The sequence below is a fragment of the Kribbella sp. CA-293567 genome (assembly GCF_027627575.1).
Classification (GTDB): domain Bacteria; phylum Actinomycetota; class Actinomycetes; order Propionibacteriales; family Kribbellaceae; genus Kribbella.
On the sequence record NZ_CP114065.1, the window covers coordinates 4,297,914 to 4,312,279 of the forward strand.

General features: G+C 69.5%; 12 protein-coding genes. 4 read left to right on the plus strand and 8 right to left on the minus strand.

Features of this window, described 5'->3' with window-relative positions:
- Window positions 1-31 precede the first annotated feature (31 nt).
- Window positions 32-1,135 (minus strand): uroporphyrinogen decarboxylase, encoded by a 1,104-nt coding sequence (hemE, locus tag OX958_RS19740; RefSeq protein WP_442913207.1) that lies wholly within the window; start codon window positions 1,133-1,135, stop codon window positions 32-34.
- Window positions 1,136-1,218: 83 nt separating this feature from the next.
- On the opposite strand from hemE, the gene OX958_RS19745 reads away from it, so the two are divergent.
- Together OX958_RS19745 and OX958_RS19750 are read left to right on the plus strand one after the other, a co-directional pair.
- Window positions 1,219-1,821, plus strand: a complete 603-nt coding sequence (locus OX958_RS19745) for a DUF3000 domain-containing protein (RefSeq protein ID WP_270130391.1) — start codon at window positions 1,219-1,221, stop codon at window positions 1,819-1,821.
- Window positions 1,818-3,110 carry a ribonuclease D gene (locus tag OX958_RS19750; RefSeq protein WP_270130393.1) on the plus strand — a complete coding sequence of 431 codons (1,293 nt, stop codon included), beginning with the start codon at window positions 1,818-1,820 and terminating at the stop codon, window positions 3,108-3,110. The genes OX958_RS19745 and OX958_RS19750 overlap by 4 nt, the downstream gene beginning before the upstream one ends.
- A 58-nt stretch (window positions 3,111-3,168) precedes the next feature.
- Here OX958_RS19750 and OX958_RS19755 read toward each other — a convergent pair whose 3' ends face one another.
- The 3 genes from OX958_RS19755 to OX958_RS19765 are packed head-to-tail and all read right to left on the minus strand — an operon-like array spanning window position 3,169 to window position 5,024.
- Window positions 3,169-3,657 (minus strand): glutathione peroxidase, encoded by a 489-nt coding sequence (locus OX958_RS19755; protein WP_270130394.1) that lies wholly within the window; start codon window positions 3,655-3,657, stop codon window positions 3,169-3,171.
- Between the two features lie 8 nt (window positions 3,658-3,665).
- Window positions 3,666-4,346, minus strand: coding sequence for a dienelactone hydrolase family protein (locus tag OX958_RS19760; protein WP_270130396.1), 681 nt, complete (start codon window positions 4,344-4,346; stop codon window positions 3,666-3,668).
- A 9-nt stretch (window positions 4,347-4,355) separates the two neighbouring features.
- Complete coding sequence (locus tag OX958_RS19765) at window positions 4,356-5,024, minus strand: hypothetical protein (RefSeq protein WP_270130397.1); 669 nt, start codon at window positions 5,022-5,024, stop codon at window positions 4,356-4,358.
- 170 nt (window positions 5,025-5,194) lie between these two features.
- Here OX958_RS19765 and OX958_RS19770 point away from each other — a divergent pair, with 170 nt between their 5' ends.
- Together OX958_RS19770 and OX958_RS19775 are read left to right on the plus strand one after the other, a co-directional pair.
- A complete protein-coding gene (locus OX958_RS19770) occupies window positions 5,195-6,400 on the plus strand; it encodes a thiolase family protein (protein WP_270130399.1) in 1,206 nt (401 codons plus the stop codon).
- A complete protein-coding gene (locus OX958_RS19775) occupies window positions 6,397-8,514 on the plus strand; it encodes a 3-hydroxyacyl-CoA dehydrogenase NAD-binding domain-containing protein (RefSeq protein ID WP_270130400.1) in 2,118 nt (705 codons plus the stop codon). Before OX958_RS19770 ends, OX958_RS19775 begins: the two co-directional genes overlap by 4 nt.
- 95 nt (window positions 8,515-8,609) lie before the next feature.
- Here OX958_RS19775 and OX958_RS19780 read toward each other — a convergent pair whose 3' ends face one another.
- The 4 genes from OX958_RS19780 to OX958_RS19795 form a co-directional block, all read right to left on the minus strand.
- A complete protein-coding gene (locus OX958_RS19780; protein WP_270130401.1) occupies window positions 8,610-9,914 on the minus strand; it encodes a hypothetical protein in 1,305 nt (434 codons plus the stop codon).
- Between the two features lie 114 nt (window positions 9,915-10,028).
- Window positions 10,029-11,507 carry an amino acid permease gene (locus OX958_RS19785; RefSeq protein WP_270130403.1) on the minus strand — a complete coding sequence of 493 codons (1,479 nt, stop codon included), beginning with the start codon at window positions 11,505-11,507 and terminating at the stop codon, window positions 10,029-10,031.
- A gap of 69 nt (window positions 11,508-11,576) precedes the next feature.
- Window positions 11,577-12,959 carry a hypothetical protein gene (locus OX958_RS19790; RefSeq protein ID WP_270130404.1) on the minus strand — a complete coding sequence of 461 codons (1,383 nt, stop codon included), beginning with the start codon at window positions 12,957-12,959 and terminating at the stop codon, window positions 11,577-11,579.
- A 118-nt stretch (window positions 12,960-13,077) separates the two neighbouring features.
- A complete protein-coding gene (locus OX958_RS19795) occupies window positions 13,078-14,364 on the minus strand; it encodes a hypothetical protein (RefSeq protein WP_270130405.1) in 1,287 nt (428 codons plus the stop codon).
- Between the last annotated feature and the right edge of the window lie 2 nt (window positions 14,365-14,366).

Consider the following 14,366-nt stretch of genomic DNA (forward strand, 5'->3'; position numbering starts at 1 on the left):
CCGTCGCAGGCCGGCCGTAGGTGAGGCGCTCTCAGGCCCGCTTGGACTTCTGCTGAACCGCCTTCACGATCCTGTCCAGTACGTCGGGGTCGGTGGTCGGCGGGACGCCGTGGCCGAGGTTGAAGATGTGCCCGGGGGCCGCCTTGCCCTCCGCCAGAATGCGGTCGAGCTGAGGCTCGATGGCGTCCCAGCCGGCCACCAGCAGGGCCGGATCGAGGTTGCCCTGGACCGGCTTCGGCGCACCGCTCGCCGCGGTGATCCGGCGGACCGCCTCGTCCAGCGGCACCCGCCAGTCGACCCCGACGACATCCGCGCCGGCCTCGCTCATCAGGCCGAGCAGTTCACCGGTGTTCACGCCGAAGTGCAGCCGCGGTACGCCGTACTGCGCGAGCGCGTCGAACACCTTCGCCGAGTGCGGCTGCACGAACTCCGCGTAGTCGCGCGCCGACAGCCCACCGGCCCACGAGTCGAACAGCTGGATCGCCGAGGCACCCGCCTCGATCTGCACCGACAGGTAGGCGATCGCCACGTCGGCCAGCCGGTCGGCGAGGGCGTGCCACAGCTTCGGGTCGCCGTGCATCAGCGCCTTGGTCTTCGCGTGGTCCTTGCTCGGCCCGCCCTCGACCAGGTACGACGCGACGGTGAACGGCGCCCCCGCGAACCCGATCAACGGGGTCCCGCCGAGCCGCTTGACCAGTTCCTGCACCGACTCGGTGATGTAGGAGACATCGGCCGGCGTCACCGGGCGGACCGCTTCGAGGTCCGCCGTCGACTTCACCGGGGACGCGACGACCGGGCCGACGCCGGGCTGGATCTCCAGATCCACGCCCACCGCCTTGAGCGGCAGGACGATGTCGGAGAAGAAGATCGCCGCGTCGACGCCGTAACGGCGTACCGGCTGCAGCGTTATCTCCACGACGAGGTCGGGCCGCATACAGGACTCGAGCATCGTGGTGCCTTCGCGGATCGCCCGGTACTCCGGCAGCGAGCGACCCGCCTGGCGCATGAACCAGACAGGCGTGTGCGGGACCGGCTCACCACGGGCGGCCCGCAGGAAGGCGGACTGCGCGGCAGCCGGCGAAGGCTGCGAGTGAGTATCGGTGGCGGTCGAAGGCGAGGGTTGGGTCACGGGCACAGCACCGATGATCCCATGCCCGCGACCTGTCACCGGCGCGTCGTCACCGGCGTCGGTGAGTAATCAGTCGTAGGCTGCGAAGCATGGGTGCCCGCAAGCAGGTCGACGCGCCACCCGCGGAGTTCGCCGAGGCCCTGACGCAGTTGCGTGAGGCCCGGTTCCGGCCCGAGGTGTTCGTCGAGGAGATGCCCGCCCCGCAGCGGATAGCACCGCACGCGGCGGCGGTCAGTGCCGATGTGACGGTCGATGGCGACGATATCGCCACCGGCCGGCTGGTCGTCCTCTACGACCCGGCGGGGAACGACGCCTGGCAGTCGACCTTCCGTTGTGTCGCGTACGTCCGTGCCGCCGTCGAACCGGAGATGGTCACGGACGCGCTGCTCGGTGGCGTGGGCTGGACCTGGCTGATGGAGGCGCTGGCCGACCGCGGCGCCGAGTTCATCGCGCCGAGCGGTACCGTCACCAGAGTGGTGTCGGAGAGTTTCGGCGGGATGGCCGACGACGAGGCAACGGCGGAGATCGAGATCCGCGCGTCCTGGAGCCCGGTCCCGGGCCCGGACGGGATGGCCGATGTGAGTCACCACGCCGAGGCCTGGGGCGAGGTGCTCTGTACTGCGGCGGGGTTGCCGCCGGTTCCGCCGGGGGTGGTCGCGATGCCGACCCGGCGTGGTCAGCGGGGCAGATGAGCCCGGCCGAGACCCAGCAGCAGCCGCCCGTCCCGGAAGATCCGGCCGAAGACCTGCCTCTGCTCGAACTGCGGGACGGGCTGTCGGAAGTCATCGACACCGACCCGGCGCTGGCCGAGGTGGTCGAGGCCTTCCGGTCCGGCACCGGCCCGGTCGCCGTCGATGCCGAACGGGCGTCCGGCTACCGCTACTCACACCGCGCGTACCTGGTCCAGCTCCGCCGCGAGGGATCCGGCTCGGCGCTGGTCGACCCGATCCCGTTCGGTGACCTGTCCTCGCTCGGCGACGCGATCATCGACGCCGAGTGGATCATCCACGCCGCCAACCAGGACCTGGCCTGCCTGGCCGAGGTCGGGATGGTGCCGCGCACGGTCTTCGACACCGAACTGGCCGGCCGGCTGCTCGGCTACCCGAAGGTCGGCCTGGCCTCGCTGGTCAGCGAGGTGCTCGGCTTCAAGATGCGCAAGGAGCACTCGGCCGCCGACTGGTCGACCCGTCCGTTGCCGGGTCCGTGGCTGATCTACGCCGCGCTCGACGTCGAGATGCTGATCGAACTACGCGACGCGATCGAGGCCGAGCTGCGCCGCGAGGGCAAGTGGGAATGGGCCCAGCAGGAGTTCACCGCGATCCTCAACGCGCCTCCCCGCGAGCCGAAGCCGGACCCGTGGCGGCGTACGTCGGGCATGCACCGGGTCCGCAACCGGCGCAGTCTCGCCGTGGTCCGGGCGTTGTGGGAGGCCCGCGACCAGATCGCGGCGTCCGCCGATATCTCCCCCGGCCGCATCCTCCCGGACGCGGCCATCGTCGAGGCGGCCGCGGCGATGCCGGTCGACCGTGACACGTTGCAGCGGCTGACGGCCTTCAAGGGCCGCGGCGCGCACCGTCACATGCGCACCTGGTGGGAGGCGATCGAGCACGCTCGCCGCCTGCCCGACAGCGAACTGCCGAAACAAGGCCCCCGGTACGACGGCCCGCCGCCGGCCCGCGCCTGGGCGGATCGCGATCCCGACGCGGCTGCCCGCCTGTCGGCCGCGCGCTCGGCGGTCAGCGAGATCGCCGAGGCCCACCGTCTGCCGACCGAGAACCTGCTCTCTCCGGACACCATCCGCCGGCTCGCCTGGACTCCCCCGGCCGCCTCGGACCTGGCCGCGGTCACGACGTTCCTGCGCGAGCACAACGCCCGCGAGTGGCAGATCGGCCTGACCGCCGAGATCCTCACCGATGCCATCGCCACGGAGGCGGCAGCTGCCGTCCCGCTCGAAGACACGGACGAGCTCACCGCCGAGTAGCAGGCTTCCGTACCGGTAGCGCGCTACCGGTACGAAACCCGCCAGTGGCCGGTCGGCGTCAGGCCGGAAGCTGAGCCTCGATCGCGGCGACGACCTCGTCCGACTCAGGCAGCGTCCGGGTACGGAAGCGGCCGGCCACCGTTCCGTCGGGGCTGATCAGGAACTTCTCGAAGTTCCACTGGACGTCGCCGGCATTGCCCTCGGCATCGGAGGCCGCAGTGAGCTCGGTGAACAGCGCGTGCCGGCTGTCGCCGTTGACATCCAGCTTGTCCAGCATCGGGAACGTCACGCCGTACGTCATCGAGCAGAAGGTCGCGATCTCCTCGGAGGTGCCGGGCTCCTGATCACCGAACTGGTTGCAGGGCGCGCCGACCACGGTGAAGCCACGGTCCTGGTAGCGCTTCTGCAGATCCTCCAGACCCGCGTACTGCGGAGTCGAGCCGCACTTGGAGGCGACGTTGACCACCAGCACCGCCTTGCCCTTGTAGTCGGCCAGGGAGGTCTCCGCGCCGGTCAGGGTCCGCAGCGGGATGTCGTACAGGCTCATGAAGGTCCTCAAGCGATCGGAAGGTGGTGGGCAAGGAACGTCTCGGTACGGCTCCAGGCGAGTGCTGACGACTCGGCATGGTGGAAGGCGGGCATCGGATTGTCGAAGGCGTGCCCGGCTCCGGGATAGCGATAGATCTCGTTCTCAGGTCCGTCGACGGCCGCCACGATCCGGTCGACGACCTCGCCCGGCAGGTAGTCGTCGGCGTCCCCGAAGTGGTGCAAGCTGACCGCGTCGACCTTCGGGGCGAGGTTCAGCAGCTCGGGCAGCGCGGAGCCGTAGTAGCTCACCAGTACGTCGGCCGACGACTCGGCGGCCACGTTGAAGCCCAGACCGCCGCCGAAGCAGAACCCGACGATCCCGACTCCCAGTTCCCTGCTGCGCAGGTAGTCCAGCGCGGCGATCGAATCGGAGACGGCGGTGGGCCAGTCGAGCCGCTGCAGCAGCCCCATCGCCTGGTCGAGCAGGTCGGGCGCCGACTCGTTCAGCTCCGCGTCGTCCAGCCGCCAGTAGATCTCCGGCGCGACGACGTGGTATCCCAGGCTCGCCAGCTCAAGGCCGCGCTGCTGGATGTAGTCGGAGACCCCGAAGATCTCCTGCAGCAACAGCAGCCCCAGCCCGGAGCCCCCGACAGGTTCCCAGACATGCGTGGGCATCAGCCCCGAACCGGTATCAATCTCCAAGATCACTCTTGGAGCCTACTGCGCCCCCAGCGACTCCCGCCGGGACACGGGCTCCGGCGCGGCAGCGGGGATCCACGCCTTGCACTCCGCGATCGCCGCGTTGAGCAAGTCGTAGAGCCGCTCGTCCGGATCGGACACGCAGGCCTGTGAGATTCCCTCCACGGCACACGAGACGGCCCGCGGCGCCGTACGGTGTGCGAAGTCCGGCGTACCGCGGTGTGGCCGGGCAGTGAAGGTCCGCGCCCACTTGGCAGCCGCCGGTACTGCGTCCAGCGCCTCCTGGGCTTCAGGACGAAGGCTGTCGAGGGGACGGCCGTCCAGTGCCGCCAACTCTCGCTCGCCGACCAGCAGAGCCACGGCCAGGATGTACTGCCGCTCCTGCGACACCACTGGCAGCGCATGCTCGATACAAACCGCCGTCACCCGCGGTACGACGTGCGGGTCGTCCGGGGTCAGGCCGATCACCGAGGGGATGAGTGGCGCCAGCCGAGCCCGGCCGGCGTCCGTCGTGCAGTCGTTGACGTCGCGGGCCACTCCGGCCAGCAACGGATGGGTGCAGGCCGGGTGATCCGACCACGGCTCCCCCGCCAGATAAGACGCGAACTCCATGAAGCAGGCGCCCTTCCGGGGATTGCGGTGTTTGCCCCGCGACAGGACCGGGACAGCAAGCTCGAAGTTTTTCATTGCGGCTCCAGAGACGCTCCTGGTTCCAGAATGCGCCGGATCGCCGCCCGATGCCACTGGTCGTGGCAGTCGGCTGTGAGCAGTGGCACAAGCGTGGCGGGTTGGGCGGATGTGTTACCGACCGGTAGCATCGTTCCTGCTCCCACTCCTGAAGCACAGAGGAGGGCCTCGTGCCCCGTGAGATCCGCGATGTCGTGTTCGTCGACGGCGTTCGCACCCCGTTCGGAAACGGCAAGGCCACCGGCCTGTACGCCGAGACGCGCGCCGACGACCTGGTGATCAAGTGCATCCGGGAAATTCTCCGGCGCAACCCGTCGCTGCCGCCGGAGAAGGTGGAAGAGGTCGCGATCGCGGCCACCACCCAGATCGGTGACCAGGGCCTGACCATCGGCCGGACCGCCGCTCTGCTGGCCGGTCTGCCGAACACCACGCCGGGCTACTCCGTCGACCGGATGTGCGCGGGGGCTCTGACGGCGGTGACCACCCTCGCGTCCGGGATCGCCTTCGGCGCGCAGGACGTGGTGATCGCCGGCGGCGTCGAGCACATGGGCCGGCACCCGATGGGCGAGGGCGTCGACCCGAACCCGCGGATCATCTCCGAGAAGCTGGTCGACACCAGCGCGCTGGTGATGGGCTCCACCGCCGAGAACCTGCACGACCGGTTCCCCTCGATCACCAAGGCGCGCACCGACGCCTACGCGGTCGCCTCCCAGGAGCGCGCCGCCAAGGCGTACGCGAACAACCTGATCCAGCCGGACCTGGTGCCGATCGCGATCCGCTCGGCCGAGCACGGCTGGGGTCTGGCGACCGCCGACGAGCCGATGCGGCCGGGCACCACGCTGGAGGACCTGGCCAAGCTGAAGACCCCGTTCCGGCCGCACGGCCGGGTCACGGCGGGCAACGCGGCCGGGATCAACGACGGCGCCACCGCGGCCCTGCTCACCTCGGCCGAGGCCGCTGAGGAGCTCGGTCTGACGCCGAAGATGAAGCTGGTCTCCTACGGCTTCGTCGGGGTCGAGCCCGAGGTGATGGGCTTCGGACCGGTGCCGGCCACCGAGAAGGCCCTGAAGCTGGCCGGCCTGACCATCGACGACATCCAGGCCTTCGAGGTCAACGAGGCGTTCGCCGTCCAGGTGCTCGCCTTCCTGGAGCACTACGGCATCGCCGACGACGACCCCCGCGTCAACCCGTACGGCGGCGCGATCGCCTACGGCCACCCGCTGGCCTCGTCCGGCATCCGGCTGATGACCCAGCTGGCCAAGCAGTTCGAGCTGCGGCCCGAGGTGCGCTACGGCCTGACCACCATGTGCGTCGGCCTCGGCATGGGTGGAACGGTCATCTGGGAGAACCCGAACTTCGAGGGGAACAAGGCATGAGCCAGCTGCAGCAGCTGATCGACGACGCGCTCGCGATCGAGAACGACGAGCTCGTCACGCTGGCCCCGAGCCGCGACGTCGTACTGCCGAACAAGGCCGGCGTACTCGCGCTGATCACCCTCGACAACGGCCAGGACCACACCAAGCCGAACACCTTCGGCCCCAAGGGTCTGGCCGAGCTGAACAAGGCGATCGACGCGGCGCTGGCCCGTGAGGACGTCGTCGCGATCGGTGTCACCGGCAAGCCGTTCATCCTGGCCGCCGGCGCCGACCTGAGCGGCGTACCGAAGCTGGCCGGGCGGGAGCAGGCGCTCAACCTGGGCAAGATCGGCCACGGCGTGATGCGCAAGCTGGCCGACGGCGGCAAGCCGTCGTTCGCGTTCGTCAACGGCGTCGCGCTGGGTGGCGGCCTCGAGGTCGCGTTGCACGCGCAGTACCGGACGGTGTCGGTCGCGGCGGGGATGCTCTCCACCCCGGAGGTCTTCCTCGGCCTGCTGCCGGGCTGGGGCGGCAACTTCCTGCTGCCGAACCTGATCGGCGCCGACAAGGCCGTCAAGGTGGTCGTCGAGAACGCGCTCAACCAGAACAAGATGCTCAGCGGTCCCGAGGCGGTCAAGCTCGGCATCGGTGACGTGCTGCTGGACTCGGCCGACTTCCTGGAGCAGTCGCTGATCTGGGCGAGCAAGGTGCTGACCGGTGAGATCACCGTCAACCGGCCGGAGATCGACCGCGGCGAGGCCTGGGACGCGGCGGTTGCCCGCGGCAAGGCGTTCGCCGACCTCAAGGTGAGCGGCGCAGCCCCGGCGCCGTACCGGGCTCTCGAGCTGATCGCGGCCGCCAAGGACAACGACCGCGATCGCGGTTTCGCCGCCGAGGACGAGGCACTCGCCGACCTGATCATGAGCGAGGAGCTGCGCAGCGGCCTCTACGCCTTCGACCTGGTCAACAAGCGCGCCAAGCGGCCGGCCGGAGCGCCGGACAAGTCGCTGGCCCGCGCGGTCAACAAGGTCGGCGTCGTGGGCGCCGGTCTGATGGCCGGTCAGCTCGCGCTGCTGTTCGCGCGCCGGCTCGAGGTGCCCGTGGTGCTCACGGATCTCGACCAGGAGCGGGTCGACCGCGGCGTCGGCTCCGTGCACGGCGAGATCGACAAGCTGCTCGGCAAGGGCCGGATCCGCCCGGACAAGGCGAACCAGCTGAAGGCGCTCGTCACCGGCTCGGTGGACCGCTCGGTCTTCGCCGACGCCGACTTCGTGATCGAGGCCGTCTTCGAGGAACTGCAGCTGAAGAAGACGATCTTCGCCGACCTGGAGAAGATCATCCGGCCGGACGCGATCCTGGCCACCAACACCAGCTCGCTGTCGATCACCGAGATGGCGGCGGACCTGGAGCACCCGGAGCGAGTCGTCGGGTTCCACTTCTTCAACCCGGTCGCGGTGCTGCCGCTGCTGGAGATCATCCGCGCCGACCAGACCGACGACGGCGCGCTGGCGACGGCTTTCGCGGTCGGCAAGAAGCTGAAGAAGTCGTGCGTGCTGGTCAAGGACGCGCCGGCCTTCGTGGTGAACCGGCTGCTCACCCGCTTCCTGGGCGAGGTCAGCGCGGCGGTCGACGAGGGCACGCCGATTCCCGAGGCGGACAAGGCCCTCTCGGCGCTCGGCCTGCCGATGCCGCCGTTCGTGCTGCTGCAGCTGGTCGGGCTCCCGGTCGCGCTGCACGTCGCCGAGACGATGAACCGGGCGTACCCCGACCGGTTCGCCGTCTCGGCGAACCTCGCCAAGGTCGTTGCCGCTGGCAAGAGTTCCTTCTACAGCTGGAGCGCCGAGGGCAAGCCGTCGGTCGACCCCGAGGTCGAGGCTCTGGTCACCGTCGGCGACCAGCCGTCCGGCGCCGAGGAGCTGCGCACCCGGGTGCTGACCGCGCTGGCCGAGGAGATCCGGATCATGCTCGACGAGGGCGTGGTCGCGGAGGCGCAGGACATCGACCTGTGCCTGCTGCTCGGCGCCGGCTGGCCCTTCCACCTCGGCGGCATCACGCCGTACCTGGACCGTAGCGGGATCGCGGAGAAGGTCAACGGCAAGCGGTTCCTGCCCAAGGGCGTCGCGAGCATCGCGTAGTACTTCGGACTGCTGGGGGCCGGAGCGGCGCCGGAAGCCCGCTCCGGTCCCCCAGCAAGCTTTTCTCCGCAACGTCCGGCAGGCACTGCCACGCCCTAGCCCCGGAACGTCCTGACAGCGGCCACCAGTTCCGCCGGGGTCCTCCCGGTGTGCTTCTTGATGATCGCCGCGGACGCCGCTGGACTGGTGCCGTGCAGCGCCAGATCGGTGTAGAGCGACGCCATCCCCTTCACGCCCTCGGTCGACACCAGGTACTCCGTCGCCCACCAGGCCTGCCCGTACGACCGGTCACCGTTCGCCGCGAACTGCGCCTCCCCCGGCAGCACCTTCAGCGACGGCAGGTACTTCTTCTTCACCGTGCTGCGGTACGGGTCGACCGTCCACTGCGGATCGTCCTCGATCGACCGGCACCGCACGTACTCCGCGACCCCCTCGACCAGCCAGGTCGGCGTCCGCACCCCGATCGGCACGGTCGCGACATGGGTCATCTCGTGCACCAGCAGATCCTCGTCGAGGTTCTTGCGGACGGCCGGGTTGATGACGATCCGGCTGCCCACGGGAGCGACCGTCCTGCCGCTCCGCGGGTCACCGTCGTACAGGGTGACGGCCTTGGCCGCGATGGTCCAGCCGGCCCCCGTCCCGGTGGTCCACAGCATCGACATCACCCGCGGTTCGGACATCGCGACCACCATCACCGCGCCGTTCCACGGTCGTGGCCAGTGCCGCCGGACGGCGGCGACCGCGGACTGCGACACGCCCCCGATCTTCCGGCCCAGCGCCGACTCGGTCTTGTCGACCACCACGACCACCTTGCCGCGGCGGATCACGGTGATCGGCCGGAAGTCCCACGGCTGGCGGTGGCCGTCCTCGCTCAGGGTCTCGTCGATCGCGTCGTCGGCCACCAGGATCCAGCGGCTGCGCCGCACCGCGAAGGTGTAGCCGAGATCGGTCTGCACGGGCCTCGGATCCAGGCCGGTGAGCTGGTAGCGCATCATCACGCGGGTGGAGTACGCGCTCCTGCCGTACTTCGTCACCATCGCCGGCGCGGGCCGCTCGTCGGCGGCGGAGTACCGCAGGGTGGTGAAGCGGAACTGCCGCAGGTTGCCGAACAGGACGCGCTGCTCGGCCACCAGTTTCGGCTGCTGCGGGTCGACCGAGGCGAGGAAGGCGTTCAGATCGCCTTCGACGACGGCGGTCGCGCGCTGGGCGAGAATCTTGTCGATGGCGGTCCTGCGGGCCTTCACCGAGGTGGCGTTGCTTCGGCCGGAGCCCTCAGCCGCGGACGCCGTACCGCCGGGAGCGGCGCCGTTGTCCGGCCGGGTCACCACGATGACGCCGGTTGCGCTCGCCAGGACGAGCGCGGCCGCGCCGGCCCAGAGACGCCCCCGCTGCATCACCATGCAAACCTTCTCCTCACCCCCAGGTCGGCCGCACGGATATTACCCCTCGGACGCCGAAAGGCCGCGCCCCCGGGAAGATTCCCCGAAAGCGCGGCCCGAAACCGGCGGGTGGCGCTAGGCCTTGGTGCTCTCGCCCGTGCGTTCCGTGTGGCCGACCCGGCTCCTGCGGTAGCCGTAGACGGCGTAGATGACGAAGCCGAGCGCCATCCAGATGATGAACCGGATCCAGGTCTCCAGCGACAGGTTCAGCATCAGGTAGATGCAGATCAGCGCCGCCAGCAACGGCACCACCGGGTTGCCGGGAACCTTGAAGGAGCGCTTGATGTCGGGCCGGCGCTTGCGCAGCAACGGCACCGCGATCGAGACCAGGGTGAACGCGGCCAGGGTGCCGATGTTCACCATCTCCTCCAGCTTGCCGATCGGCGTCAGGCCGGCCACCAGCGCGACGACCACGCCGATGCCGATCGTCAGCCGGTACGGCGTACCGAACTTGGGGTGCGTCCTGCCGAGCTTGGCCGGCACCAGGTGGTCGCGGCTCATCGCGAAGACCACCCGCGCGGCACCGATCATCAGGGTCAGCACCACGGTGGTCAGACCGGCCACCGCACCGGCCGAGATCAAGGTCGCGAAACCCGGTTTGCCGACCGAGCGGAACGCCTCGGCCAGGGCCGCCTCACCACTGATGTCGGTGTACTTGACCATGCCGGTGATGACGATGCAGACCGCGACGTAGAGCACCGTGCAGATCGCCAGCGACCCGATGATGCCGCGGGGCAGGTCGCGCTGCGGGTTCTTCGCCTCCTCCGCGGTCGTCGCGACCACGTCGAATCCGATGAACGCGAAGAACACCAGTGAGGCGCCCGAGATCAGGCCCATCACGCCGAACGTCGAGGGCGCTCCGGTGATCCACTGGATCAGTGGCGTGTGGATCGTCGCGTCACCGTCCGCGGCCGGAACGCCCGGCGGGATGAACGGGCTCAGGTTGGAGGCCTTGATGTAGAACAGCCCGGCGATGATCACGAACAGCACCACGAAGAGCTTGACCGCGACCAGCGCGAGGTTGACCCGCAGCGACTCCTTGATGCCGATCGTCGCCAGGACGGCCAGCACGAGCACCAGCAGCATCGCGAGCACGTTCACACTGCTGTCCGGCCCGATCGACTCCGGCCAGCTCAGCCCGATCTGCTCGAGGAACAGCGCGGCGTAGGTGGACCAGCCCTGGGCCACGACGCTTGCCCCGAGCATCAACTCCAGCAACAGGTCCCAGCCGATGATCCAGGCGAAGACCTCGCCGAGCGAGAAGTACGAGAACGTGTACGCCGAACCGGAGACCGGCACGGTCGAGGAGAACTCCGCGTAGCACAAGGCGGCCAGCCCGCAGCAGATCGCCGCGAACACGAAGGAGAGCGCGATGCCCGGCCCCGCGTAGGCCTGGGCGGCCCGGCCGGTCAGCGTGAAGATGCCGGCGCCGATGATCACGCCGATACCGAAGACGGTCAGGTCGAGGGCGGTGAGGCGTTTCTTGAGCTGGTACTCCGGCTCGTCGGTGTCCGCGATCGACTGCTCGATCGTCTTCTTTCGCAACAGACTCATCAGGCCTCCTTGCACTCGGACGGAACCCCCCGAGCCTGCCAATCTGACGCCGCGAGGTCAAACCGCCACTCAGCGTTGAGGCTCGTACTCCTTCAGGTAGATCCACAGAGTCGCCTCGGTGAACCCGGTGCGGGTCAGCAGGATCCGGTCCCTCGACGCCTGATCGGTTCCGTGCCTGGCCAGATCCTCGTACAGCTCCTCGACATCCGCCAGGCCCAGCCGCTTCACCAGGAAGCGGACCGCCAGCCAGCTCACGCCGTACACGTCGGCGGTGCTCTGGTAGAAGCCCGCGTCCGAAGGCAGCGCGGTCAGCAGCGGCAGCGCGTCGTCGATGACCTCCTGCTCCCACTTGCCGACCTCGTTGGGTCCGCTGATCGCCTCGATGCCCCGCCAGGAGACGTACTCCGCGGCGCCTTCGGCCAGCCACAGTGGCTCGTAGCCGCCGAGGTCGGCGGTCGCGACATGGGTGATCTCGTGCGACAGCAGGATCTCGTCGACCTCGTCGCGCTGGTTGGGGTTGATCACGATGTAGGCACCGGCGACCGTACCGTCGGCGGTGTCCTGACCGGGCAGCGAGGAGAAGGTCGAGCCGGCGCTGGCCGCGGACTCGATGTCCTCGTCGGCGAACCGCGCGTCCCGGATGTCGGTGTCGTCCAGCGCCGCGATCAGCACGGTGCCTCGCCACTTGCGCGGCCAGTAGGCGGCCACCTCGGCGAGCGCCTCTTTCGCCTCGGTGACGATCGACCGGCCGCGCTGGGTGTCGCCCTTGTCGACCAGCACCAGCACCCGGGCAGCACGGTGCACCTCGAAGCGGCCGAGGTCCCAGGGTTCCTGGTGCGCGCCGGGCCCGAGGTCCTGGTCGAGATCGTTGTCGTCGGCCATGATCCAGCGGCCCCCGCGCTGCACGAAGGTGTAGCCGAGCTCGGTGGTCACCGGGGTGAGATCGACCTGATGGATCTGGTAGCGCATCAGGACGCGGACGAGGTACGTCGTGGGGCCGTGCTCGCGGACCGCGGCCTGGTCGAACCGCTCCTCGGCCCGGCTGTAGCCGATCTCGTCCAGGCCGATCTCGACCAGGTTCGCGAACAGCACCTTCTGGGCCTGCCGCAACTTCACGTTCGCGGGATCGAGGTCCTGCAGGAACAGTTTCTCGTTGACGGTCCGGACTGCCTGGGCACGCCGGAGCAGGATGGTGTCGACGGCCAGCCGGCGGGCAGCGATCGCGGCGGCCGTCTTCGACTGCGGCCCGCTGGTCTGGCTCGGCTTGGTCGCCGGCGGCTTGGTGAAGGGCGCGCTGGGCCTGGCCCGGGCATCCCGTTCGCGGTCGTCCACCGCGTAGACCACACCGGCAGAGACCACGGCCACGGCGAGCAGCAGGCCCAGCCAGCGGCGGGGCCCGTGGGGCGGGGCCTGAGCACCGGACGGAGCGGTGCTAGGTGGTGTCGAACTCACGTCGGGTCGATTCCTCCGGTCCGCCCGTCTGCTACAGCCCGGCCACCCTACTCGGTCCTGCCGATTCCACCACCGACACGCCGGGTGCGGAAGCTGCCCCGATCTGCCCGGTGGCCGGTCAGGGGGTGACTGCTGCTCTTCGGAGCTCGACGAAGAGGCCGGCTTCGGTGATGCCGAGGTGTTCGAGCATGATCCGGTTGCGCTCGGCCTGGGTGGTGCCGAGGGCGGCCATCTCCTGGTAGAGGGTGCCGACCTCGACCCCGCCGTACTTGGTGAAGAGGTGGTCGACCGCGAGCCAGGACATCGGGTAGGAGACGATCGAGTTCTTGAAGAACACGCCGTCCGCGGGCAGTGACCTGACCTTCGCCAGGTACTTCGCCCGGACCTCGTTGCGGTACTTGTCGAGCGCGAGGTCCTTCTCCCCCTCCATCGGCAGGAACTCCACGTACGCCGCCGCGCCCTCGACCAGCCAGCGCGGCGCGAAGGCCCCGTACGGCGCGGTCGCCACGTGGGTGAACTCGTGCGCCAGCGTGCGGGCGTCCACCTTGGCGCGGTTGCGCGGGTTGACGACGACGTACGAGTCGGCTCGCTCCCCCAGCGCCGCCTTCTCACCGGGCAGTGTCCGGTAGACCCAGGTGGCCATCGCGAGCGCGTCCTCGGCGTTCTTCGGGACGGTGTAGTCCGCGCCGCGGACGATCTTGTCGTCCAGCGCGATCACCACGCCGGAGCCGGTCCAGCCGCCGGGCCAGCTCTTGCTCACCGCCTGGACCGCGCTGAGCGCCTTGGCGACCAGACCGTTGGCCAGCTTGTTCTGGTCGCGCTCGACCACCACCAGCACCCGCGGCGCCCGCTTCACCAGGATCTCGCCGAGATCCCACGCCTCCTGATGTGAGCCCCGCGGCAGCAGACGGTCCATGTCCGAGTCGGACCGCAGCAGCCAGCCGCCGTCGGCCTTCTGGCTGAACGTGTAGCCGAGCATGGTCCGCACGGGCTGCGGGTCGATTCCCTTGATCTGATACGTCATCGCCACGCCGACCAGATAGGTCGAGGGACCGTACTTGTCGACCAGCCGCTGGTCGAACTGCTCGCTGAGCTGGTCGTAGCGCAGGCTCTGGAAACCGAACTGCCGCAGGTTCGTGAACAGCTGCTTCTGCCGGGCGACCAGCAGCTCGTCGGTGGGGTCGACGTCGCGCAGGAACTGGGTGAGATCGTTCTGGCCGACCGCTTGCGAGCGGCGTACCAGGAACTTGTTCACGCCCGCGGTCCGGGCGGTCTCGTCGACCTCCGGCGAGCCGATCGGCTGGGAGGGCGTGACGCCGGCGCGGTTGACGTCGTCGGCGCTGGACCGGTGCAGGGCGAGACCACCGGCGACCGCACCGGCTACGAGAACCAGCGACAGCAGCAACG

What these genes read in the sequence shown, in the direction of transcription:
- OX958_RS19775 (WP_270130400.1), top strand. Translation starts at nt 6,397, where the DNA reads ATGAGCCAGCTGCAGCAGCTGATCGACGACGCGCTCGCGATCGAGAAC.
- OX958_RS19785 (WP_270130403.1), bottom strand. Translation starts at nt 11,507, where the DNA reads ATGAGTCTGTTGCGAAAGAAGACGATCGAGCAGTCGATCGCGGACACC.
- OX958_RS19765 (WP_270130397.1), bottom strand. Translation starts at nt 5,024, where the DNA reads ATGAAAAACTTCGAGCTTGCTGTCCCGGTCCTGTCGCGGGGCAAACAC.
- OX958_RS19780 (WP_270130401.1), bottom strand. Translation starts at nt 9,914, where the DNA reads ATGGTGATGCAGCGGGGGCGTCTCTGGGCCGGCGCGGCCGCGCTCGTC.
- OX958_RS19745 (WP_270130391.1), top strand. Translation starts at nt 1,219, where the DNA reads ATGGGTGCCCGCAAGCAGGTCGACGCGCCACCCGCGGAGTTCGCCGAG.
- OX958_RS19755 (WP_270130394.1), bottom strand. Translation starts at nt 3,657, where the DNA reads ATGAGCCTGTACGACATCCCGCTGCGGACCCTGACCGGCGCGGAGACC.
- OX958_RS19750 (WP_270130393.1), top strand. Translation starts at nt 1,818, where the DNA reads ATGAGCCCGGCCGAGACCCAGCAGCAGCCGCCCGTCCCGGAAGATCCG.